The sequence below is a fragment of the Paracidovorax valerianellae genome, from assembly GCF_900102625.1.
Lineage (GTDB): Bacteria > Pseudomonadota > Gammaproteobacteria > Burkholderiales > Burkholderiaceae_C > Paracidovorax > Paracidovorax valerianellae.
The window spans coordinates 240,422-260,444 of the sequence record NZ_FMZC01000001.1 but is presented as its reverse complement, the minus strand read 5'-3'; the positions used below and the strand labels follow the sequence as shown (position 1 = coordinate 260,444).

Sequence of the window (20,023 nt, the reverse complement as noted above, 5' to 3'; positions counted from 1 at the left end):
GCAGATCGCCGTACCGCGGCCATTGCTGCCCCCCCCTCTGTCCCTGTTTCCGCTTAGACGCAAAGGTTGAAGATGACTGTTTCCGAATCGCCCACTCCGGTGCTGGCCTGTGATGTCGTCGTGATCGGCGGCGGCCCCGCCGGGCTGATGGCCGCTGAGGCGTTGGCCGGCAGCGGCCTGGCCGTGCATGTGTTCGATGCCATGCCGTCCGTGGGCCGCAAGTTTCTGCTGGCGGGCAAGGGCGGCCTGAACCTCACGCACTCCGAGGCGTTCGAGCCGTTCGCAGGCCGCTTCGGCGAACGCCGGGCCGCCATCGAGCCGATGCTGCAGACTTTTGGCGCCGATGCGGTGCGCGAATGGGCGCAGGGGCTGGGCGTGGACACGTTCGTGGGCACCTCGGGCCGGGTGTTTCCGGCTGACATGAAGGCCGCACCGTTGTTGCGCGCCTGGCTGCACCGGCTGCGCGGGCAGGGAGTGCGGTTTCACATGCGGCACCGGTGGCTGGGTTGGGGAGAGCCTGCGGCCGGTGAAGGCTCCGCAGCCAGTGCCATGTCGCTGGGCTTCGCCAGTCCTTCGGGTCTGGTGCCTGTGCAGGCTCGCACCGTGGTGCTGTCCTTGGGCGGAGGCAGTTGGGCGCGCCTGGGTTCCGATGGCGCCTGGGTGCCGCTGTTGGCCGAGCGGGGTGTGGCGGTGGCGCCACTGCGGCCTGCCAACTGCGGCTTCGATGTCGTGCGTGCGGGCGCATCGGCGGTCGAGACGCGGCGGGAGTTCTTGCGGGAGCTGATCGGCCGCGGGCCGGATGCCGCAGGCTGGACGCCGCACTTCATCGAACGCTTTGCCGGGCAGCCCTTCAAGTCAGTCGCGCTGCATTTTTCCGACAGCCAGGGGCGCTCGTTCAGCCGACGGGGCGAGTTCGTCGCCACGGCCAGCGGCGTGGAAGGCAGCCTCATCTATGCCGTCTCCAGCCTGCTGCGCGACGAGATCGAAGCGCATGGCCATGCCACCTTCACCCTTGACCTGCTGCCCGACCACACGCCCGAGCGCGTACTCAAGGAAGTGCGCCATCCGCGCGGCGCCCGGAGCCTCAGCAGCCACCTCAAGAGCCGGCTGGGCCTGGACGGCATCAAGATGGGCATTCTCTACGAGCAGTTGGGCAAGGACGGCCTGGGCGATGCGGCGGCGCTGGCCCAGGCCATCAAGGCGCTGCCCATCACCGTGGGCGCGACTCGGCCACTGGACGAAGCCATCAGCACGGCTGGTGGCGTGCCGTTCGAAGCCATGGACGAGCATCTCATGCTGAAAGCCGTTCCGGGCGTCTTCTGCGCAGGCGAAATGCTGGATTGGGAAGCGCCCACGGGTGGCTATCTGATGACCGCCTGCATGGCCAGCGGCGTGGCCGCCGCCGAAGGGGCGAAAGCTTGGCTACAGCGGGGCGGTTGAGCGCGACCGCTGGCGGCGCGGGCGCTGCTCGGGCGAGTCATCGGCAGCATCGCCGTCCGGCCCGGAGTGCATGCAAAAGCGGTTCTTGCCCTCCCGCTTGGCATGGTAGAGCGCCAGGTCGGCACGCCGCATCAGGTCGGAGGTGGTGCAGGCCGCTTCGCCCCGGGTCAGCCCGGCACTGATCGAAAGGCGGCGGCCGCTGAAGGCGGGGTGTTCGGGCGGCACCGCGTACAGCGTGTTCACGGCGGCAACCAGCGCCTGGGCCAGTTCGCGGGCCTCGGGCAGGGTGGCCGCATCGATCACGACCCCGAACTCTTCACCGCCCAGCCGGCCGCAAAGGTGCGGGGCTGCATGCTGCTTCAGCATCGCGGCCACGTCTTTCAGCACCACATCGCCTTGGTCGTGCCCGAACTGGTCGTTGATCGATTTGAAGTCATCGATGTCGATCATCAGAAAGTACAGCCCGTCGATGCGCCCGGCATCCTGCAAGCCTTGCAGGTGCTTGAGCAGGCTGCGGCGGTTGGCCAAGCCGGTGAGCGCGTCCTGATACGCCAGGGTTTCCAGCTCCAGCTGTTGCCGGTAGCTGTCTTCACGCAACTGTGAAATGGCCAGGTTCAGGAAGAGCCCGAGCAGCGACGACATGGTGACCAGCAGCAAGATCCAGATGGGATCGTGCGCCACGGCCATCTGCTGGAAATTGCCATGCCCGAAAGCGAGCCAGATGACCGCAATGGACGCCAGGTAATGCCACACGGTGATGAACATGTACGCGACCAGCAGCGTGAAGGCCACGCCCAGCGCGACGCACCAGTAGACGCCGGCGGGGCTGGGTGCCGACAGTAGCCAGAACCCTTGGGCCAGCAAGCCCGTGGCCGGCAAAGCCGCCATCACCACCCGACCCGGCGTGCTGGCGAACATCGAAGCCGTGATGCAGCAGAAGAACGCCGTCGCCAGCAGGGCGAACAGGATGTTGTCGTAGCGATAGGCCGGATTGGCGAGGTACCAGGCCATGGCCCAGCCGACGCCGCCGAACGCCAGCACGGAGGCATTGACGCGCCGCATGCGGTGGAAGGTGTTCAGGTCCAAGGGCCGCGCCGCTTGATCGCCCCGGCCCGTCGCGTGGGCGGGGCCGGCGGCACGGCGGGAGGCGGAAGCGAGACCGCTCACCCCAGGCGGCAAGCTTGGTGCACGCGACACGCCGACTCCCTGCGCACGAACATCTGCCATACCGGGTCCTTGCTTGGCGAAAGAACCCAATGTAACCCAGCAGTTTCACCGAAGGGGTATTCGAAACAAGGCACGCATCTGCTCAGCCATGAAGGCTGCAAGACACGTTGGCAGGGGAGGTGGAAGGCACGGATCGGTCGATCCGGCGGAGGTGAGGTGCCATGCCTGAATCGGCATGGCAGAAAGAAGATAGTTGACGAGCCTTACCCCCGGCACTGACTCTACAGTTAGGGCTGCTTGGTTCCCCACCTGACCCGGTTGGCTGCTTCACCATGCGGGGAGGCCCGTCACCGGCGATTGTAGGCGATAAAACTGGCGGCCTCGCCCGCGCAGACCCTGCCCGCCGTGCAGGTGTTTGTCGTGTCGCCCGGCAACCCAGGCTGACCGGGGTGTTGCGGCGATTCGGTAACCCGGCGGGCCGGGGAGGCCGGCGCGCCCACATAGAATCACCCCCCATGTCCTACCTCGTGCTCGCCCGCAAATACCGTCCCAAGACCTTCTCGGAGATGGTGGGCCAGGAGCATGTGGTGCAGGCGCTGTCCAATGCGCTCACGCAGCAGCGGCTGCACCATGCTTATCTTTTCACCGGCACGCGTGGCGTCGGCAAGACGACCGTGTCGCGGATTCTCGCCAAGTCGCTCAATTGCCAGGGTCCGGACGGGCAGGGCGGCATCACCGCCACGCCCTGCGGGGTTTGCCAGGCCTGCACCGACATCGACAGCGGCCGCTTCGTCGACTACACCGAGCTGGACGCCGCCTCCAACCGCGGGGTGGACGAAGTGCAGGGCCTGCTGGAGCAGGCCGTCTACAAGCCGGTGCAGGGCCGCTTCAAGGTCTTCATGATCGACGAAGTGCACATGCTCACCAACACGGCGTTCAACGCCATGCTGAAGACGCTGGAAGAGCCGCCCGAATACCTCAAGTTCGTACTGGCCACGACCGATCCGCAGAAGGTGCCGGTCACGGTGCTGTCGCGCTGCCTGCAGTTCAACCTGCGCCCGATGGCGCCCGAGACGGTGCTGGAACATCTCGGCCGCGTGCTCGAAAAAGAGAACGTGCCGGCCGAGCCCCAGGCGCTGCGCCTGCTGTCGCGTGCGGCGCGGGGGTCGATGCGCGATGCGCTGTCGCTAACCGATCAAGCGATAGCCTTCGGCAGCGGCCAACTGCAGGAAGCCGGCGTGCGCCAGATGCTGGGCAGCGTGGACCGCTCGTATGTCTTTCGCCTGATCGAAGCCTTGGCCCAGGGCGACGGGCGCACGGTGGTGGAAACCTCCGACACCCTGCGGTTGAACGGCCTGTCGGCCGCTTCCACGCTGGAAGAGATGAGCGCCGTGCTCCAGCGCATGGCCGTGACGCAGGCCGTGCCGAACATGGCACAGGCAGTGGATGCCAACGACCCCGAAGCGGCTGAAATCGCCCGTCTTGCAGCGCTGATGCCCGCGGACGAAACCCAATTGCTGTACAGCATCTGCCTGCACGGCCGCGCCGAACTGGGCCTGGCGCCCGACGAATACGCGGCGCTGACGATGGCGCTTTTGCGGCTGCTGGCCTTCAAGCCATCGGACAGTGCAGCGGCATCGGTCCCTTCGGCTGAAAAAAAAACTCTGACGCCGGTTGATCCGGCACCGGCGCACCGGCCGGCATCTGTTCCGGCGGCAGCTCCGGCGCCTGTCCAGGCGAGCCCGCAGGAAGCCGTTGCTGCGTCCCGGCCTGCCGATGACGCCCATGCCGCCAGCCTGGATGGCGAGCCCGGCGCTGAATCTGCTTCCTCTGCTGTAGTGCCGCCAGCGCCTGCTCAGGACGCACCGGCTGCCGTGCGGCTGCCAGTGCGTGCGCCGGACGACCTGCGCCGTACCGCGGCGCCAGCCTCTTCCTCTTCTTCGGCGCCTTCCCAAAGACCCGGCCAGCCCGCGCAGTCGCCTGAATACATGGCGATTCCGGTGCGCGTGTCGCCAGAGCCCGGCGCACGCTTGCAGCCCCTTCCCGCCACCGGCAACACCCCCGCAGCCGCTCGCTACACCGCGACCGAAGAGGGCGATGTCTGGCACGCCACGGTGCAGCAACTGGTGGCGGCCGAAGCCATCTCGGCGCTGGTGCGCGAACTGGCGTTGCAGTCGCAGCTCGTGGCCCGCGATGCCGGGCACTGGCTGTTGCGGGTCGAGCGCGAATCGCTCAACCAGCCCGTGGCGCGCGAGCGTCTGCGAGCAGCGCTGGAGGCGGCGGGCCATGCCACGCAGATCAGTGTCGAGCTCGGCGTGGTCATCGACAGTCCGGCCCGCCGCAATGCGGCCGCCGCCGCCGAGCGCCAGCGCGTGGCCGAAGAGATCGTGCACAGCGATCCGTACGTGCAGGCGCTGGTGCGGGATTTCGGCGCCAAAATCGTGCCGGGCAGCATCAAGCCGGCGTGACGGCATCGCCGTCTGCCCGGTCCAGCATTCTTTCGTTCCCAGTCTCTCCCCCTCATTCCCATCAGAAAAGGAAACGCACCATGTTCAACAAGGGACAACTCGCCGGCCTCATGAAGCAGGCCCAGGCCATGCAGGACAACCTGAAGAAGGCCCAGGACGAACTCGGCAACATCGAAGTGGAAGGCGAATCCGGCGCCGGTCTGGTCAAGGTCCTCATGACCTGCAAGCACGACGTCAAGCGCGTGACCATCGACCCCAGCCTGCTGGCCGACGACAAGGAGATGCTGGAAGACCTGGTGGCCGCCGCCTTCAACGCGGCCGTGCGCAAGGCCGAGGAAACCTCGCAGGAAAAAATGGGCAAGCTGACCTCCGGCATGCCGGGCCTGCCCCCTGGCATGAAGTTCCCTTTCTGAGGACCTTTCGCGGTCACTCGCCCGGCTCCAGCCCCATGTGCTAAGGGCCGGCATACCGCTGGCCCCATCGGTGTCCACAGGGCACCATGCCGTCGTTCTCTGAACCGTTTCGTTTCCACAGCCCTTTCCTTCCATTTTTTCTTCCATGTCCGACACCAACTCCCTCGATGCCCTGGTCCAGGCTTTGCGCCGCCTGCCGGGCGTGGGCGTGAAGTCGGCGCAGCGCATGGCGTTTCACCTGCTGCAGCATGACCGGGAAGGGGCCGAACTGCTCTCGCGTGCTTTGCACGAGGCGACGGTTTCGGTACACCACTGCGAGCGCTGCCATACGTTCACCGAAGCAGCGGTCTGCGACACCTGCCTGGACCCGGCGCGCGATGCCTCCCGCCTGGCCGTGGTGGAGACGCCCGCCGATCAGGCGGCGCTGGAACGCACGGGGGCCTTTCGCGGGCTGTATTTCGTGCTGATGGGGCGCTTGTCACCTCTCGACGGCGTGGGCCCGAAAGAGATCGGGCTGAAGAAGCTCATGGAGCGCGCCTCCGACGGCGTGGTGCAGGAGGTGATCCTGGCCACCAACTTCACGGCCGAGGGCGAAGCCACGGCCTATGTCATCAGCGAGGCGCTCAAGAGCCGCGGGGTGCACGTGACCCGGCTGGCCCGGGGCGTGCCCGTCGGGAGCGAACTGGAATACGTGGACCTGGGGACGATCGCGCATGCGCTGGTCGATCGCCGTTAGCACTATGAAATTGATAGCTACCAGCGCTTGATCTGATTGCGCTGGAGCACGAAAAGGCTTGAAGATGACTTCTCTGCATGTGGCGCACTTCACGGTGGCCTACTGGTGTGTGCTGCTGATGGCGCTGCTGCCCACGGTGTGCGCGCTGATCGGCAAGCGCGGCAGCTTCCGCCCCTCCGACAACCATGATCCCCGTGGGTGGCAGAACAAGCAGACCGACTGGCGCGCCCGCGCCATCGCTGCGCAGTCCAACACGTTCGAGGCCCTGCCGTTTTTCATCGGCGCAGTGGTCATCGCGCACCAGCTGGGGGCCGCTCAGACGCTGCTGGACATCCTGGCGTTTCTCTTCGTGATGCTGCGCGTGTTCTACGTGATGATGTATGTCTCCGACCTGCCCACCGCGCGCAGCGCCGTGTGGTTTGCCGGGATGGTGGTCAACATCGCCATTCTGTTCATCGGGTACCGCTGAACGGGCTCAGCACCTGCGTTTTCGGCTGCAGTCGCCCGCTGCACGGCGCGGACTGCGCCCCTGTGCCGCATCGCCCCGCTTGCCCACAGAGGTTCTCAGGGATTGCCCTGACAGCGCCCCGCCCACCTGATGGCACGATTGCTGCAATGCAGCATTTTTGAATTTCTTCGCTCCATGTCTGTTCCCCACATCAGCCGCCGCCGCCTTGGCACGCTGTCCGCCTTGTCCATGGCGGGCTGGGTCGGCGCGCGCGCCGTGGCGTCGCCTTCGCCATTCACCGCCGGCGCGGGGCCGCTGCGGGTCGCGGTGGGCGGTTCGGGCCTGCTGTACCACCTGCCGCTGACGATCGCTCAAGAGCTGGGATTTTTCCGGGCCGAGGGGCTGGATGTGATGGTGCAGGACTACCCCGGCGGCGCCCTGGCCCTGCAGGCATTGCAGGCGGGGGAGGCCGATGTGTGTTCGGGCGCGTACGACCACGCGCTGCGCCAGCAGTTGCTCGGCCGCAGCTACAGCTCCATCGTTTTGCAGGGGCGCGCGCCGCAACTTGCGCTGGCGGCGTCGGCGCGGGCGTGGCCCGTCAAAAGCGTGAACCGCTTCAAGGGGCTGCGCGTGGGCGTCTCGGCCATCGGGTCTTCGACGCACGTGGTGGCGCAGTTGATGCTGTCGCGCGACGGTGCGCCGATGGACGAGGTGTCGTTCGTGGATGTGGGCTCGGGCATGGGCGCGGTGACGGCTTTGCGGCAGGGGCGGGTGCACGCGCTGTGCCATGCCGACCCGATCGTCGGCGCGCTGGAGCAGCGCTCCGAAGTGCGAGTGCTGTACGACACGCGCTCGCTCAAGGCCTCGCAGGAGCTGTTCGGCGGCACGATGCCGGCGGCCAGCCTGTATGCGCCGCAGTCGTTCGTGCAAAAGCAGCCGGCGCGGGCCCAGGCGCTGGCCAATGCCATGGTGCATGCGCTCAAGTGGCTGCAGACCGCGAGCCCGGCCGATCTGGTGCGCGTGGTGCCGCCCGGCTACCTGCTGGGCGATCGCGGGGCTTATCTGGCCGCCTTCCACAAGGTGCGCGACACGTTCTCGCCGGACGGCCTCATGCCCGATGACGGCCCGGCCACCGCGGCGCGTGCCGTGGCCCGCCTGCGACCCGAAATGGCGCCGCTCAAGATCGACCTGGGGCGCACGTTCACGAACGAGTTCGCACGCCGGGCCAAGCACAAGTTCAACGCCTGAGGGCGCGGGGCTTCGGCGCCGCCGCGCACCCGTGCGCAACGCTTGGGCACCGCTCGGGCACCCTGTTCCTGTTTGATAGGCCACTTTGGCTGAACTGTCCGACACGCCACCGCAAGAGGGTGGCGCTAGAGTCGGGGACGCGCCGCGGCGGGCTGGTGCCACGGCGTGGGATCGATCCCTTCGTCACTCAGTCACTTCTGACATTCCACCGTTCCAACAAGGAAAAAACTCCATGTCGCTCAACCTCAGTATCGGCCCCCTCGTCGCCTTGCTCGCAGGCATCCTGATCCTGGTCATGCCGCGCCTGCTGAACTACATCGTGGCGCTGTATCTCATCGTGATCGGCGTGCTGGGACTGGTCGGGATGCACAACCTGCGCCTCTGAGTCCGTCCGCAAAAGGAGGGGTGCCGGGCGCCTTGAAACGAGGCGTGGCGCAACGGCCTGCTCGCTGCGCCCCTGGCAGCGTTCAGGCACTCAGGCGCCACGGTCGAACGCTCAGCGCTTCTTGCGCGAGGGCGTTCCGCCCTTGCGGACCGGCGCCGCAGGTGCTTTCGAATTGCGGGTAGAGGTCTGCTTGATGGCAGGCCGCGCGGAGGACGTGGCGGCCAGCTTTACCGGCAGGTACATCACGACCTGCTGGCCGGCCTTGAACACGGCGCCGGCCTTCACGTCATTCCAGTCGGCCACATTGGCAGCGGTCACCTTGTAGCGGTTGGCGATGCTCGCTACCGAATCGCGTTTGCCGGCGCGCACCGTGGTGCGCCGCGTGACGATTTCGGGTGTGAATGCGACCTGCCCGTTGTCGGCCACCTGGCTCGACACATCCTGGCGCGTGGTGGTCGCACGCGGCACCATGAGGGCCGACCCGGCCTTGATCATCATGCGCGGTGGAATGTGGTTCACGCTGCGCAGGTCGGTCTCGCTCATGCCCACGCGCTGGGCGGCGGCAGCCACCGTCATGGTGGTGGGCACGCTCCACACCGTCCAGCTGGCGTACTGGCCTTCGCTGTGGGCTTCCAGGTTCTTCAGGAACACCTTGGCGTTGTCCCAGGGCAGCAGGATCTGCGGCATGCCGGCGGCCAGGATGACGGGCCGGTGCAGCGAGGGGTTGAGCGCGCGGAAGTCTTCTTCGCGCACACCGGCCAGGCTGGCGACCAGCGAGACATCGATGTCTCGCGTGATGTCCACCGTCTGGAAGTAGGGGTGGTTTTCGATCAGCGGCAGCTCGGTCTTGAAGGCCTGCGGGTTGGCGACGATGTTCTTCACCGCCTGCAGCTTGGGCACGTACATGCGGGTTTCGGCGGGCATGTTGAGCTCGGTGTAGCTCGTGCCCAGGCCCAGCTTCTGGTTGCGGGCGATGGCGCGGCCCACGCTGCCTTCACCCCAGTTGTAGGCGGCCAGCGCCAGGTGCCAGTCGCCGAACATGCCGTACAGGCGCTGCAGGTAGTCCAGCGCGGCGCGCGTGGAGGCCAGCACGTCGCGGCGGTCGTCGCGGAAGGCGTTCTGCTTGAGCTGGTAATCGTTGCCCGTGGCCGGCATGAATTGCCACATGCCTGCCGCCTTCGCGCTGGAGACGGCCTGCGGATTGAAAGCGCTTTCGATGTACGGCAGCAGCGCCAGCTCGGTGGGCATGCCACGGAGTTCGAGTTCTTCGACGATGTGGAACAGGTATTTGCTGGAACGCTCGGTCATGCGCTGCATGTAGTCGGGGCGCGAGGCATACCACTGCTCGCGGTCGCGCACCAGATCCTGGTCCAGGTCCGGCATGGCGAAGCCGCGGCGGATGCGGTCCCACAGGTCGGACGGGGCATAGAGCGATGCAACCTCGCCGTTGCTGGCCTGCACGGCCGAAATGGGCTGCAGGGGGCCGGAGGGAATTCGCGGCGTGTGCGTGGCGGAAGAGGTGTCGGAGCTGGGGGTGCCGGGGGTGTCTTTGCCCGCCGCGGTGCCGGATGGGGTGCCTTGGGTGGCGCAACCGGTGAGCCAGACCACGCTGGCGAGGCCCAGGATGTGCAAAATTTTCATTGAAACTCGTTTTTCCATTGGCGCAGCGCTGCCAGAACGGCCACTGCATCTTGGGGATCGACCCGCGCATCGAAGCCTCGGGCGGCCTGGGCCACCGTCGCTTGCCGTGTGCGCAGGAAAGGGTTGATGTCGCGCTCGGTCGCCAGGCGCGAGGGCAGCGTGGGCTGCCCGCGCTCGCGCAGGGCCTCGCATTCGCGGGTGTACTGGCGCAGGGCCTCGTTGCCGGGCTCCACGGCCCGGGCGAACTTCAGGTTGGACAGCGTGTACTCGTGCGCGCAGCACACGAGGGTATCGCCCGGCAGCGCGGCCAGGGTGTCGAGCGACGCCTGCATCTGCGCGGGCGTGCCTTCGAACAACCGGCCGCAGCCGCCGGAGAAAAGGGTATCGCCACAGAACACGGCCGGGGTGCCGCCCACGTCGGGGCAGTAGTAGGCGATGTGGCCTGCCGTGTGTCCGGGCACGTCGAACACTTCGAACCGCAGGCCCAGCGCTTCGGCCGTGTCGCCCTGGTTCAGCCGGGTGATCGGCTCGGGCATCTTCTCGTGCGCGGGACCGAAAACGCGGGCGCCGGTGGCTTCGCGCAGCGCGGGTACCCCGCCGGTGTGATCGGCGTGGTGGTGCGTGACTAGAATCGCCTGCAATGGCAGGTTCAGGGTTTGCAATGCCTGCAAGACCGGGCCCGCTTCTCCCGGATCGACCACGACCGCAGCGTGCGCGTCGTGCAGCATCCAGATGTAGTTGTCGGTAAAGGCGGGCAGTGGCAGCAAGTTCATGAGCGATGAAATTATTACTTCAGCACTTCGTTGGGGCATTAAGCAGTGGCCCTAAGACGGGTCTCTGTGGCGCATAACGGGACCGCCAAGGATTCATTACCCGATCCACGACAGCGCGACTAACCTGCAATTGTCGCGCAATCTGGGCCTGAGTCGAGCCCAAGGCAACCAGCCGAAGAACCTCTGCCTCCTGCTCCGATGTCAACGTTCGCGGCCTCCCATGCCGCTGTCCCCTAGAAATCGCCGCCACCTGGCCAGCAATCACCCTCTCCCTGATGATGCCTCGCTCGAGCTGGGCGACGGCGCCCAAGACCTGCAGCATGAATACGCCCATAGGGCTTGTGGTGTCGAGCGGTTCGTTAAGGCTGCGCACCTCGGCGCCGGCCAGCTTGATGCGATCCAGGATCGACAACAGATCCACCAGAGAGCGGGCAACTCTGTCGAGCTTGTAGACGACAAGCACATCTCCCCGTGTTAGGGATTTAAGGCAGCGCTGCAGCTCATAGCGCTGGCCGATGCTGCTGGCCTTCTCCTCGTAAATCGTGCCAACTCCGGCTGCAGCGAGCGCGTCAAGCTGCATGCGAGTCTCCTGCTCTCGGGTTGACACTCTGGCGTATCCAATCAATCGCATATCGGGTTCCTCCTGCAGGAAATCTTGCTGTTTTTCCCACTTGGTAAAAGCTCAAAATGCCGGCCTCCAAAAGTAGTAGGACATAAGGACTGGGTCAGCAAAACGTGCAGGGCGCATCCACTGCGTGGACCGGGCTCTGGCCTCCGGTTGAGCCAACCCACCAGCCTCTGTCTCCGTCTCGGGGATCAGCATTGCGCGTGCGGGGCAGCGCACCTGTGCTCGGGGATTCACACTGCGCTCCCGGGGCCATGCACTCATGCTCGAGGCGGCCGCCGCGGCTGTCGGCGTGCGGCGCTCCGCTTGCCCACCTCGGCCGCTCTGGCACGCGTTGCGCGTGAGGGGCGAGGCACAGGTGCTCGGGGTGTCTCATTGCGCGCAGGGGGCGTTGCACACATGCTCGGGGCCGATCATTCGATGGGGCAGCGTCTGGCGCGCCGTCTCAATCACTGTGTGACTAACGATCCCTTGCGCGGGGGCAGTTAAGGCCCTGGCGATGACGTAAGGCACAGGGTGAGATGAGGTCCACCATGGGGTTTATCACCCCATACCCCGACCCCACCACTGCGGCACAAGGCCTCCGTTCTCGGGGCCCCGTTTGTCTCTCAGAAGGCAGCAATTCGCGGGAAGTAGTGGACGAAGGCAGCAGCAGCTACGGCCATGACTAGGCACATGAGCAGGACCAGCGACCAATGCCATTCAAATGGCTTCTTCTCAGGCGCGAGGGCAGTAGACGGTTTGGCCCATCTAGGCGTCGAATATGTTGCCGTCTTCGTGTCGTAATGCATGCCATTCTTGCGTGCATATTCTTGGCGGTAATAGTCTCGATCTTCAATGCCCATATGGCCTCCCTGGGAGGATTCTAGGGCTGTGATCGGTTAGAAGGTCACCGGCCTGGGGTGACTCTCTGGATACTGATCACGCAAAGCGCGGCGCAGATCGAGCAGGCCGTGGCCGGGCTCTGACGGGGGGACAAACTTTGGAGGCGGAGGTAAGGCAGGCACCTCGTTGTCTGGGATGGTGCCACCAGCCAGAACTACCGCAGGCGGCTTGGTGATGGCTTTGCAGGCCTCCGGCTCACGATCAAGCGAGTTGCCGCCGGTGTCATAGCAGCGGCAAGCCGTAGCGGTAGCCATGCAACCAGCAAACACAGGCGCAGAGGCTGCAGGAGCGGCAGCAGCTGCAACAGCAGCGGGAGCGGTGACCTGGCCAGGGTGAGACGCAGCAAACGCAGCAGGCAGAGCGGCAGGGGACTTGGCGCCGGGCTGTGGGGCCTGGGCGACCTGAGCGGGCTTGGCTTGACCTCCAGCGATGCGCTCCGCGAGCCGCGCATAGGTCGTTGGAGCCATGAAACCCACGCCAGCGATGCCGGCCAGAATGAACCAGACCAGGCCAGGGATGCGCCGGGGTTGCTTGGTGTGAAGATCGGCGCTCTTATAGAGCTTGAAGACCTTTTTGCTGTAGCGCCAAGGGGACTTCGTCATGCTCTTTGCGTACAGCAATCCACGTGAGACATGGTCCCATTCGTAGACGATGGCCATGGGCATATTGGCAATGCGGCGCACATGCAAATGGCGCCCACCGAGGGCGTGGATGTTCTTGTCCACCAGCATGACGTTCTGCGTGATGATGATGAAGTCAACGCCCATGTGTCGATGAGTCTCTAGGGCCTCAATGTCGGCCGGCACGGCGCTTCCGTTCGCTCTTGGCTTCCAATGCCGCTGCACCTCATCGAACACGATGACGCTGCCGGGCTTTGCCCAGGTGTGCCAATCTCGCAGACCTTGGTTATCGCCGCCATCAATGAGCTCGTGATCGAGCAACAAGCCGTTGATGTTGGTGTAGATGGTCCGAGGGTGCATCGTGACGACACCATCCGCCCCTTCTTGGGGAATGTGCGTCCCGACCAGAGGCAGGAGCAACTTTTCAATGGTGTAGAGCGTTTTGCCAGCACCAGGGGTGCCCGTAATGACGGTGATCATCCTGGGTTCTTCCCCAAAATTTGAGTGGCAGACTGAATCTGCCAGAGCAGCAGCTTCGTGGTAATCGCACCGAAAATCATGCCGAGGCCGGTGCCGCCACCTGCGTACAGAAAGAGGTTGAACATGTCGGAAGGTAAGGTGTTGATGCCGCCTTTAACGAGGTCCTTGACCTGTCCGACCGCGATCTGAAAGCCTGTGATGGTGACGACGCTGAAGCCGATAGCAGTGAGGATGCGAGCAATCAGCGGCTGCATCATCGACAAGAGCCATGTGCCAATCTTCATTCAGTCCGCCTTTCCGGGCATCACGATGAAAAGCGCGCCAAGGGCACACATCAAGAGCAGCAAGGGCCGCACATAGGTAGCGACGATGCTGCAGGTCTGAGGCCAGTCGTAGACCATCACTGACTGACCATTGATGTTGGCGTACAAAGATGCAGGGCACGCACCACTGCCCCAGGTGTCTTCGATCTGATAGGTGACGTCAACAGTGGACTTCGGTATCTCTCCATCGGGAGTATCGAGGTCAGGCTTTTGGCAAGCGAGGATGTCCGGATTTTTCTGGCAGAGATCGGGCTTGTCCTCTTCGGGCTTGGCATCGTCTTCGGTGACCGTCTCATCCGTCGTGGTATCGGTCTGCCCGGTCACATTGTTGGTGATCGTGGTGTTGTTGATCGTGGTCGTGTTGTAGGTCACGACGTTGTTGTTGTAAGTGACGTTATGGGTCGTCGTAGTCGTGTTGGTACGCGTTGCAGGCTGCGTTTCTCCAGTGGTCCCAGGTGCGACCTCAGTGGTCGTGCCGGGATGCACGCGAGTCTGGCTACTAGTTTGCGTGCGTGCGCCTGGTGCGCTTGATGGACCAGACACCGTAGGCGTGCCTACGATAGGACCGGCAGCGCCGAAAGGATCAATACCAGCCTTGGTAAACCCCTCCTGAACAACGTTAGCGGGCAGGCGAGACGCTTCCGGCTCGTCCATGTATTCCGCAATGTCATCGAGAGACGAAGGCAACCAATTAGCCCAAGTGTCGGTAGTCGTTCTGGACGGCGGAGAAAACTGAGACTTAGCCCAGGTAGGCGCTGATTGGCTGAACGAATATTCGTAGCTGCAAGTGGTTTTGTTGACAAACGTCACCGCGCGAAAGTAGGCGCCGCCCCGATCGCGTGAGTATGCAAGGTGCGCACTACAAGACGTCATCAAGCTGCGACTCCAGCCACCTCCAGGAAGCTCAAACTCTACGCAATCTGCGCTACAAGATTCAAGCTCCTTTTTTTCGACCTCGCCGGTAATCGGGTTGACACGGAATCGCTCGGTATCGTTGATGTAGTCAACGATGAATGGCAAGGCCAACAGGGCCAAGCCGCCAGGGCCACCGACCGCTGCGCGCAAGCCACGCATGAACGCAACAGGGTTCACTTTGGCTTTTGCGGCTACTTGCACGGCCTTGCCGGTGTCGCCCAACGGGGCCTTTACAGAGCCCTCGAGCAGCGGCCCCATAGGAGACGACGAAGAAATGCCCATGTTGCCGAGCAACGTGCTGGCGCCAGATGGCGGGGAGGTAGGCAAAGGCGAGCCCGGGCCACCAAAATGGACCGCAACGGAATTGCCAGCCGCAACACCGTTGAATGCGTTAAAGGCTGGCGATGGAGCAGCGATTGCTATCGGAACGCCACCCAGAGCAGCAAGAGCAATGAGCCCGCGAAGAGCATTTCGAGCGAGGAAGGCATACAGAGCTTTCATCAGTCGTGATCCGGGTTGATGCTGAAGAGGTTGAGGATCTGTTTGGCGCCCCAGATCACCACGCATGCGCCAATAACCAGGCCGAAGAGAGCGAGCAAATCTGACATTCGCTCTTCGTTCGGAGGTGCCGGTTCGACCTGCACGACCACCGTCACGGTGTCCGTGGACGCTGTGGCGGTGTTCGTGGCCATGGCTTAGCGCCAGCCGAGCTTCGAAGCAAGCTTCAGCAGGCCCCAGACTGCCACCATGGCGCCGATCACCAGGGCGATTGCAGCCAGCATGTCGCCCTTGGCTGCGCCCACATCGGTTGCGATGGAGGCAGGCAGTTCTGCATAGGCGGCACCAGCGGTGGCAAACAGGACGACGGGGATTGCTGCCAGCTTTGCGGCAAGGGTCTTCGGGTTCATTCAGTTTCTCCAGGTTGGGTTGGTCAATGCTGCGGAATTGCAGCCCAAAGAGCAGCACGCTGCCCTTCAGGCTTCAATCACTCAGCGGGGGACGACAGCAGTGCCAGGCGATGCCTGCGATGCCTTAGCGGCCATCGGAGGGAGTGGGACCACGGACACGATTTCCTGCCGGCGTTGGCCGTAACGCATCACGTCTTGCATTTCGAGCTCGGCCATGCATGGCAGCTCCAGACCGTCAAGCTTGCGCAGCACAGCTGGTTCGCATTGGTATTCGCTGCCCATGAGGCCGCGAGCACCTTTCCCCACGATGGGGAGGGCTGTGTAGAGCTTGCCGATGGCATAGGCGTTGCCGGTTTTCTTGCTGACGCCTTCGCTGATTTCGATTCCGATTACGTGTGCTTTCATGGCCTTTTCTCCTGTAGTGCGACCGACGACGCCGCGATAAATCCGGCCAGGGTGGCCTTTTCCAGTCGTCGTGGGACGCCTGGCCGGGAAATGAGGTCTAAGAGGTCGTCTGCAGCGACATGGCCGCGCATGACATGCACGAGCTTTCCGTAGCCGACACTGGCGTGATGCACCATCGTGTCGAGGCTGAGGTCTCCCTCTTTCTGGTGTGTGGCGATGCGTTCGCCGGCGACGGGCAGCAAGCGCTGGAGGCACTCGTATGCGCCGACGAAATACACGTCGCAGCGGGTGAGGACATCGAGCGGGACGTCTCGATCACGGTTGCGGATTTCGACCTCGAAACGAGTCCACTTGTCGCCGCTGCCTGGGGCGAGCTGGAGGCCCTTTTCATAGGCACGAAGCATCTTTCCGTTCTCTCTGCGCCCAATCTCAAGAGTGCGGCCGTAGAAGGGTTCAGGACTGAGCCAGTCGCCGGGAGTGCTGTGACGTGGTGGACGGCCTTCGCCTGCAGTGAATTCGCCAGCGTGCATCCAATCGCGGGCATCCTCGACGGTGAATTCGCCGTTGAGGCAGTCAACGGCCAAGTCCACACGAGTGATGGTCGTTTCCCACTGGGCGCCAAGCCAGTCCTGGACCGACTGCCAGTCGCCGACTTTGGCGCAGGCGCTGCCGGAGAGGTCCAGGCGAGCGCGGCCGCGCATCCGATCGCCGCCCCAGTCGAGCAGAGCGACCTGAGAGCGTGAGCCGTCATCGAGGCGCATGTACAGCCGGGCTCCGAACTCAAACCCGAAGTGTCCGCGCCCATCTTCTGCCTCCACAGCCAGGCCACAACCGCGCAAGAGGTCAAGCACCGTGGCAATGACGTGTTCATCGGGTTCAGGCTTCCACGTAGCCGTGAGCCAATCGACCTTTGCGCGCTGCTGGGAGGTTTCCCCTTGTGTTACAGCACAAGGGGAAGGCGCTGACGCGCCTCGAAGTTGAGCGCGGCGCTTCATGCCGACGCCTCCACGACAGCCGCGAAGGGAGAATCGAAGCGAACCGTCATGCCCATATCGCGCACCTGGCGCACGTAGCCTTCGAATGCTTGCACGTTGCTGAATCGCTTGATGGAGTGGCCGTTGGCCAACATGCCCGGAGGGCACTGAACGAGCCAGACGCGCGCAGGCGCTGGCTCCATGTGAATGAGGGCCGATTGACCGCCGTTGATGCGCCTCATGCGCGGCGCTCCCAAGCTTGGGGAGCAAAACGCCTTTTTGCTTCAGCTGTAGCCGTCACCGCATCGTCAGAAAGAGACACCAGCAGATCGCGCTGGCGGGCCAGGAACGCGAGCTGGCTCTCGTTGGCCTTGCGCTGGAGCTTGTGGCTGTTGCAAATGCCGCCGCTCGTCACTTCGAGCTCGTGCAGCGTGCAGGCCGTGCGCGGGGCAATGATTGGGCTGTCGTGGCGCACGACTTCGAAGTGCGCGCAGTTGCGGCAACCAGGGCGGTCGCCGGGGGTCTGGTAGCCCACCTGGGTATGCTTGGCGACGAGCCTCATGCTTCACACGCGCCGCAGAATTTGCGGCCCCTAGAGATCATCCGATCGCAACACAAGCAAAGGTCAAAGTCATCTTGCCCGGCACTGGAACCAGCTCGAAGATCGCACATCGCATCAAAGGCGCGTTCGAACTGCGCAAGACTGGTGCCCTTCCCCTGCCCGGCGGCTGGAGCCGGCAAGCTGGCCGCCGTTTGGATGGCAGGGGTCGGGCAAGCAGTAACGCTGGACATGTGCACCAGGCGGAAGAAGCCGCCTGTGTCGTAGGCCAACTCCAGGACGTTGCCGTCCACTGAGCGGACCTTGTACTCGTCGCCCTGGTAGGTGACGCGTGCGCCTGCGGTGATGGTTGAAAGGTTGGGCATGCCGGCTCCTGTGATACAACGATTACGATCTGTAATCATTGGGGCCGAACGGTATCAGGATTACAGACAGTAAACAAGCTTTTTGTTTACAGTCGGTAGTCTTTTTTTAGGAGCGTGACATGCACACGACCATCGATTTATTGAATCGCGCAAACGATCTGATGCCATCAGATGCGGAGTGGTGTCGCCGGCTGGCGATCTCTCGGACTTCGCTTGCAGTGGCTCGAGTGCGTGGACGTCTAACGCCCACAGTGGCTGGAGCACTCGCAGAACTGATCAACGAGGATCCGAAACACTGGATCGCAGTAGCAGCGCTGGAAGCGGCTCCAGCGGGGCATTTGAATACACACCTGTGGGGCCTGGTTCAGGCTGGCGCGAAATCATTTGTCGGCTGGAAGCGGCTCCAGCGGGGCATTTGAATACACACCTGTGGGGCCTGGTTCAGGCTGGCGCGAAATCATAGGTTTGCACCACTGGTTCGACTCAGCCCCGGGCCGGTACCTGCTGGCGTGGGAGCAGGAACGCTATGACGAGCTGGTGGCCGACGTGTTCGGCTACCACGCCTTGCAGCTCGGAATGCCGGGTTTGCAGGGCCTGCGCGCCAATCGCATGCCACACCGCTGGCTGGCCCTCGGTGCTGAAGAAACCTTGCTCTGGACCGACGAAGCCGCCGGCTGGCACGCCGCCGGCGCCCTGGGCAGCGGTGACCTGCTCGCGCCGGCCCTGCTGGCCGACCCGGTGGCCCTGCCTTTTTCGGAGAACAGCCTCGATCTGGTGCTGCTGCCGCACGCGCTGGAACTCAGCATCGACCCCCACGCCGCGCTGCGCGAAGTGCAGCGCGTGCTGGTGCCCGAAGGCCGCGTCGTCATCAGCGGGCTGAACCCGGTGAGCCTCTGGGGTCTGCGCCAGCGCCGGGCGCGGCTGTACCAGCGCCTGGGCGCGGGCGGGCACCTGTATTTGCCGGACGTGGGCGAGTTCATCGGCCACTGGCGGTTGCGCGACTGGCTGCGGCTGCTCAATTTCGAGGTCGAGTCGGTCAGCTTCGGCTGCTACCGGCCAGCGGTGCGCAGCACGCCCTGGCTCGATCGTTTCGACTGGATGGATGGGCTGGGCGCCCGCTGGTGGCCGATACTCGGGGCCGCCTATGTGGTGGTGGCCGTCAAGCGCGTGCATGGCATGCGCTTGCTCGGGGCGCCCTGGCGCCGCACGCCCCAGGGCGCCGCGGCGCCCGTACCGGTGGCCAATCGCGGCAGGGTCCGCGATGGCGGGCCGGCCTTTCGTGTGGATGGATGGGAGTAACGTTTTTGAATCAGGTTGTGATCTATACCGACGGGGCTTGCAAAGGCAATCCCGGCCCCGGCGGCTGGGGGGTGGTGCTGCGGTCCGGCGCCCTGGAAAAGGAATTGTTCGGGGGAGAACTGGGCACGACGAACAACCGCATGGAATTGCTGGCGGTGATCGAGGCCCTGGGCGCGCTCAAGCGCCCCTGCGATGTCACGCTGTTTCTCGACAGCCAATACGTGCGCAAGGGCATCACGGAGTGGATCCAGGGCTGGAAGAAAAAAGGCTGGCGCACCGCGGCGGGCCAGCCCGTCAAGAACGTCGAACTGTGGAAGCGGCTGGACGACTTGGTGGCCCAGGGAGGCCACAAGATCGACTGGCGCTGGGTGAAGGGCCACGCGGGCGATCCCGGCAACGAGCGCGCCGATGCCCTGGCCAACAAGGGCGTGGACAAGGCGCTGGGCCGCGGCTGACGCCCTTTTCTGGACTTAAATCTGGATCGGGCTAGGCGCCGGGCGCGATGGCCTGCATGGCCGTCTGCAGCGGCTCCGGCCCTTGCGGACGCACGATGCGTTCCACTTCCTTGCCGTCGCGCAGGAACACCAGCGTGGGCCAGAGCTTCACGCCGAAGCTGCGGCCCAGGCGCTGTCCGGGTCCGTCCTCGACCTTGACGTGGGCGACATCGTCACGCCCCTGCAGCGCTGCCTCGATGAGCGGCTGCGCGCGCTGGCAGTGGCCGCACCAGGGCGTGCCGAACTCCACCACCGTGGCGCCCTGCATCTGGTCCACGTCTTCCCGGGTGGGCGGCTGTTCGAGGTGGCGGGCGGTGTAGGTCATGGTGGTGGGTTTCCTTGTGATCTTGTGATGGCTGGCCGGCGGGTTCGGTGAAGCCGGCGAGGTCTTGGTGACTGGATGGATTTTTTCAGCATAGGCTCCGTCGCCGGGCCCATGCGTTCGGCGCAGG

General features: G+C 64.5%; 26 protein-coding genes and 1 other RNA gene. 10 read left to right on the top strand and 17 right to left on the bottom strand.

Features of this window, described 5'->3' with window-relative positions; genetic code table 11:
- The first annotated feature begins 72 nt into the window (after positions 1–72).
- Positions 73–1,440 carry a TIGR03862 family flavoprotein gene (locus BLT03_RS01220; RefSeq protein WP_092739500.1) on the top strand — a complete coding sequence of 456 codons (1,368 nt, stop codon included), beginning with the start codon at positions 73–75 and terminating at the stop codon, positions 1,438–1,440.
- On the opposite strand, the gene BLT03_RS01215 is transcribed toward BLT03_RS01220, so the two are convergent.
- Positions 1,423–2,526 carry a GGDEF domain-containing protein gene (locus tag BLT03_RS01215; RefSeq protein ID WP_175537623.1) on the bottom strand — a complete coding sequence of 368 codons (1,104 nt, stop codon included), beginning with the start codon at positions 2,524–2,526 and terminating at the stop codon, positions 1,423–1,425. The two genes, BLT03_RS01220 and BLT03_RS01215, sit on opposite strands and share 18 nt — an antisense overlap.
- A gap of 333 nt (positions 2,527–2,859) precedes the next feature.
- Positions 2,860–2,956, bottom strand: an RNA gene (gene ffs, locus BLT03_RS01210) — signal recognition particle sRNA small type.
- Positions 2,957–3,122: 166 nt separating this feature from the next.
- Between ffs and dnaX the strand changes: the two genes are divergently transcribed.
- From dnaX to BLT03_RS01180, 6 genes are all read left to right on the top strand, one after another.
- On the top strand, positions 3,123–5,075 hold the full coding sequence (gene dnaX / locus BLT03_RS01205; protein ID WP_092739496.1) for a DNA polymerase III subunit gamma/tau: 1,953 nt from the start codon (positions 3,123–3,125) through the stop codon (positions 5,073–5,075).
- 80 nt (positions 5,076–5,155) lie between these two features.
- Positions 5,156–5,488, top strand: a complete 333-nt coding sequence (locus BLT03_RS01200; RefSeq protein WP_092739494.1) for a YbaB/EbfC family nucleoid-associated protein — start codon at positions 5,156–5,158, stop codon at positions 5,486–5,488.
- A 145-nt stretch (positions 5,489–5,633) separates the two neighbouring features.
- Positions 5,634–6,224 carry a recombination mediator RecR gene (gene recR / locus BLT03_RS01195; RefSeq protein WP_092739492.1) on the top strand — a complete coding sequence of 197 codons (591 nt, stop codon included), beginning with the start codon at positions 5,634–5,636 and terminating at the stop codon, positions 6,222–6,224.
- Positions 6,225–6,288: 64 nt separating this feature from the next.
- A complete protein-coding gene (locus BLT03_RS01190) occupies positions 6,289–6,693 on the top strand; it encodes an MAPEG family protein (RefSeq protein ID WP_092739490.1) in 405 nt (134 codons plus the stop codon).
- Positions 6,694–6,867: 174 nt separating this feature from the next.
- On the top strand, positions 6,868–7,920 hold the full coding sequence (locus BLT03_RS01185; RefSeq protein WP_092739488.1) for an ABC transporter substrate-binding protein: 1,053 nt from the start codon (positions 6,868–6,870) through the stop codon (positions 7,918–7,920).
- A gap of 232 nt (positions 7,921–8,152) precedes the next feature.
- Complete coding sequence (locus tag BLT03_RS01180; protein WP_092739486.1) at positions 8,153–8,305, top strand: DUF3096 domain-containing protein; 153 nt, start codon at positions 8,153–8,155, stop codon at positions 8,303–8,305.
- A gap of 111 nt (positions 8,306–8,416) precedes the next feature.
- Here BLT03_RS01180 and BLT03_RS01175 read toward each other — a convergent pair whose 3' ends face one another.
- From BLT03_RS01175 to BLT03_RS01115, 14 genes are all read right to left on the bottom strand, one after another.
- The gene (locus BLT03_RS01175) at positions 8,417–9,946 is read right to left on the bottom strand and encodes a transglycosylase SLT domain-containing protein (protein WP_092739485.1); all 1,530 of its coding nucleotides are present in this window, start codon (positions 9,944–9,946) and stop codon (positions 8,417–8,419) included.
- Positions 9,943–10,719: a hydroxyacylglutathione hydrolase gene (gloB, locus tag BLT03_RS01170; RefSeq protein WP_092739483.1), complete on the bottom strand. Its 777-nt coding sequence runs from the start codon at positions 10,717–10,719 to the stop codon at positions 9,943–9,945. The genes BLT03_RS01175 and gloB overlap by 4 nt, the downstream gene beginning before the upstream one ends.
- A 19-nt stretch (positions 10,720–10,738) precedes the next feature.
- On the bottom strand, positions 10,739–11,299 hold the full coding sequence (locus BLT03_RS01165; protein ID WP_245711186.1) for a recombinase family protein: 561 nt from the start codon (positions 11,297–11,299) through the stop codon (positions 10,739–10,741).
- Between the two features lie 653 nt (positions 11,300–11,952).
- Positions 11,953–12,189 carry a hypothetical protein gene (locus BLT03_RS23685; RefSeq protein WP_139160278.1) on the bottom strand — a complete coding sequence of 79 codons (237 nt, stop codon included), beginning with the start codon at positions 12,187–12,189 and terminating at the stop codon, positions 11,953–11,955.
- A gap of 36 nt (positions 12,190–12,225) precedes the next feature.
- Positions 12,226–13,329, bottom strand: a complete 1,104-nt coding sequence (locus BLT03_RS01160; protein WP_092739479.1) for a zonular occludens toxin domain-containing protein — start codon at positions 13,327–13,329, stop codon at positions 12,226–12,228.
- Positions 13,326–13,613: a DUF2523 domain-containing protein gene (locus tag BLT03_RS01155; RefSeq protein ID WP_092739477.1), complete on the bottom strand. Its 288-nt coding sequence runs from the start codon at positions 13,611–13,613 to the stop codon at positions 13,326–13,328. Before BLT03_RS01155 ends, BLT03_RS01160 begins: the two co-directional genes overlap by 4 nt.
- On the bottom strand, positions 13,614–15,068 hold the full coding sequence (locus tag BLT03_RS01150) for a hypothetical protein (protein WP_139160276.1): 1,455 nt from the start codon (positions 15,066–15,068) through the stop codon (positions 13,614–13,616). It lies immediately after the preceding gene.
- Positions 15,068–15,259: a hypothetical protein gene (locus BLT03_RS01145; RefSeq protein WP_092739473.1), complete on the bottom strand. Its 192-nt coding sequence runs from the start codon at positions 15,257–15,259 to the stop codon at positions 15,068–15,070. The genes BLT03_RS01150 and BLT03_RS01145 overlap by 1 nt, the downstream gene beginning before the upstream one ends.
- Positions 15,260–15,262: 3 nt before the next feature.
- Positions 15,263–15,475, bottom strand: a complete 213-nt coding sequence (locus BLT03_RS01140) for a hypothetical protein (RefSeq protein ID WP_092739471.1) — start codon at positions 15,473–15,475, stop codon at positions 15,263–15,265.
- Between the two features lie 81 nt (positions 15,476–15,556).
- Positions 15,557–15,880 (bottom strand): hypothetical protein, encoded by a 324-nt coding sequence (locus BLT03_RS01135; RefSeq protein WP_092739469.1) that lies wholly within the window; start codon positions 15,878–15,880, stop codon positions 15,557–15,559.
- Positions 15,877–16,875, bottom strand: coding sequence for a replication initiation factor domain-containing protein (locus tag BLT03_RS01130; RefSeq protein ID WP_092739467.1), 999 nt, complete (start codon positions 16,873–16,875; stop codon positions 15,877–15,879). Before BLT03_RS01130 ends, BLT03_RS01135 begins: the two co-directional genes overlap by 4 nt.
- On the bottom strand, positions 16,872–17,096 hold the full coding sequence (locus tag BLT03_RS01125) for a hypothetical protein (protein ID WP_092739465.1): 225 nt from the start codon (positions 17,094–17,096) through the stop codon (positions 16,872–16,874). The genes BLT03_RS01130 and BLT03_RS01125 overlap by 4 nt, the downstream gene beginning before the upstream one ends.
- Entirely contained in the window at positions 17,093–17,416 is a 324-nt protein-coding gene (locus tag BLT03_RS01120; protein ID WP_092739463.1) for a hypothetical protein, read from the bottom strand. Before BLT03_RS01120 ends, BLT03_RS01125 begins: the two co-directional genes overlap by 4 nt.
- Complete coding sequence (locus tag BLT03_RS01115; protein ID WP_092739461.1) at positions 17,413–17,778, bottom strand: hypothetical protein; 366 nt, start codon at positions 17,776–17,778, stop codon at positions 17,413–17,415. The genes BLT03_RS01120 and BLT03_RS01115 overlap by 4 nt, the downstream gene beginning before the upstream one ends.
- A 119-nt stretch (positions 17,779–17,897) precedes the next feature.
- On the opposite strand from BLT03_RS01115, the gene BLT03_RS23680 reads away from it, so the two are divergent.
- The 3 genes from BLT03_RS23680 to rnhA are packed head-to-tail and all read left to right on the top strand — an operon-like array spanning position 17,898 to position 19,532.
- Positions 17,898–18,197, top strand: coding sequence for a hypothetical protein (locus BLT03_RS23680; protein ID WP_139160274.1), 300 nt, complete (start codon positions 17,898–17,900; stop codon positions 18,195–18,197).
- A 46-nt stretch (positions 18,198–18,243) separates the two neighbouring features.
- Entirely contained in the window at positions 18,244–19,077 is an 834-nt protein-coding gene (locus BLT03_RS01110) for a class I SAM-dependent methyltransferase (RefSeq protein WP_175537622.1), read from the top strand.
- A gap of 5 nt (positions 19,078–19,082) precedes the next feature.
- Positions 19,083–19,532 (top strand): ribonuclease HI, encoded by a 450-nt coding sequence (rnhA, locus tag BLT03_RS01105; protein ID WP_092739457.1) that lies wholly within the window; start codon positions 19,083–19,085, stop codon positions 19,530–19,532.
- Positions 19,533–19,563: 31 nt separating this feature from the next.
- Here rnhA and BLT03_RS01100 read toward each other — a convergent pair whose 3' ends face one another.
- Entirely contained in the window at positions 19,564–19,896 is a 333-nt protein-coding gene (locus BLT03_RS01100) for a thioredoxin family protein (RefSeq protein ID WP_092739455.1), read from the bottom strand.
- Positions 19,897–20,023 lie beyond the last annotated feature (127 nt).

Excerpts from the sequence above, each read along its gene's own strand:
- BLT03_RS01115 (WP_092739461.1), bottom strand. The coding sequence starts at position 17,778 with ATGCCCAACCTTTCAACCATCACCGCAGGCGCACGCGTCACCTACCAG.
- BLT03_RS01185 (WP_092739488.1), top strand. The coding sequence starts at position 6,868 with ATGTCTGTTCCCCACATCAGCCGCCGCCGCCTTGGCACGCTGTCCGCC.
- BLT03_RS01100 (WP_092739455.1), bottom strand. The coding sequence starts at position 19,896 with ATGACCTACACCGCCCGCCACCTCGAACAGCCGCCCACCCGGGAAGAC.
- gloB (WP_092739483.1), bottom strand. The coding sequence starts at position 10,719 with ATGAACTTGCTGCCACTGCCCGCCTTTACCGACAACTACATCTGGATG.
- BLT03_RS01125 (WP_092739465.1), bottom strand. The coding sequence starts at position 17,096 with ATGAGGCGCATCAACGGCGGTCAATCGGCCCTCATTCACATGGAGCCA.
- BLT03_RS01220 (WP_092739500.1), top strand. The coding sequence starts at position 73 with ATGACTGTTTCCGAATCGCCCACTCCGGTGCTGGCCTGTGATGTCGTC.
- BLT03_RS01190 (WP_092739490.1), top strand. The coding sequence starts at position 6,289 with ATGACTTCTCTGCATGTGGCGCACTTCACGGTGGCCTACTGGTGTGTG.
- BLT03_RS01165 (WP_245711186.1), bottom strand. The coding sequence starts at position 11,299 with ATGCAGCTTGACGCGCTCGCTGCAGCCGGAGTTGGCACGATTTACGAG.
- BLT03_RS23680 (WP_139160274.1), top strand. The coding sequence starts at position 17,898 with ATGCACACGACCATCGATTTATTGAATCGCGCAAACGATCTGATGCCA.
- recR (WP_092739492.1), top strand. The coding sequence starts at position 5,634 with ATGTCCGACACCAACTCCCTCGATGCCCTGGTCCAGGCTTTGCGCCGC.
- BLT03_RS01160 (WP_092739479.1), bottom strand. The coding sequence starts at position 13,329 with ATGATCACCGTCATTACGGGCACCCCTGGTGCTGGCAAAACGCTCTAC.
- BLT03_RS01150 (WP_139160276.1), bottom strand. The coding sequence starts at position 15,068 with ATGAAAGCTCTGTATGCCTTCCTCGCTCGAAATGCTCTTCGCGGGCTC.
- BLT03_RS01130 (WP_092739467.1), bottom strand. The coding sequence starts at position 16,875 with ATGAAGCGCCGCGCTCAACTTCGAGGCGCGTCAGCGCCTTCCCCTTGT.
- dnaX (WP_092739496.1), top strand. The coding sequence starts at position 3,123 with ATGTCCTACCTCGTGCTCGCCCGCAAATACCGTCCCAAGACCTTCTCG.
- BLT03_RS01180 (WP_092739486.1), top strand. The coding sequence starts at position 8,153 with ATGTCGCTCAACCTCAGTATCGGCCCCCTCGTCGCCTTGCTCGCAGGC.
- BLT03_RS01175 (WP_092739485.1), bottom strand. The coding sequence starts at position 9,946 with ATGAAAATTTTGCACATCCTGGGCCTCGCCAGCGTGGTCTGGCTCACC.
- BLT03_RS01140 (WP_092739471.1), bottom strand. The coding sequence starts at position 15,475 with ATGAACCCGAAGACCCTTGCCGCAAAGCTGGCAGCAATCCCCGTCGTC.
- BLT03_RS01120 (WP_092739463.1), bottom strand. The coding sequence starts at position 17,416 with ATGAGGCTCGTCGCCAAGCATACCCAGGTGGGCTACCAGACCCCCGGC.
- BLT03_RS01135 (WP_092739469.1), bottom strand. The coding sequence starts at position 15,880 with ATGAAAGCACACGTAATCGGAATCGAAATCAGCGAAGGCGTCAGCAAG.
- BLT03_RS01145 (WP_092739473.1), bottom strand. The coding sequence starts at position 15,259 with ATGGCCACGAACACCGCCACAGCGTCCACGGACACCGTGACGGTGGTC.
- BLT03_RS01155 (WP_092739477.1), bottom strand. The coding sequence starts at position 13,613 with ATGAAGATTGGCACATGGCTCTTGTCGATGATGCAGCCGCTGATTGCT.
- BLT03_RS23685 (WP_139160278.1), bottom strand. The coding sequence starts at position 12,189 with ATGGGCATTGAAGATCGAGACTATTACCGCCAAGAATATGCACGCAAG.
- BLT03_RS01200 (WP_092739494.1), top strand. The coding sequence starts at position 5,156 with ATGTTCAACAAGGGACAACTCGCCGGCCTCATGAAGCAGGCCCAGGCC.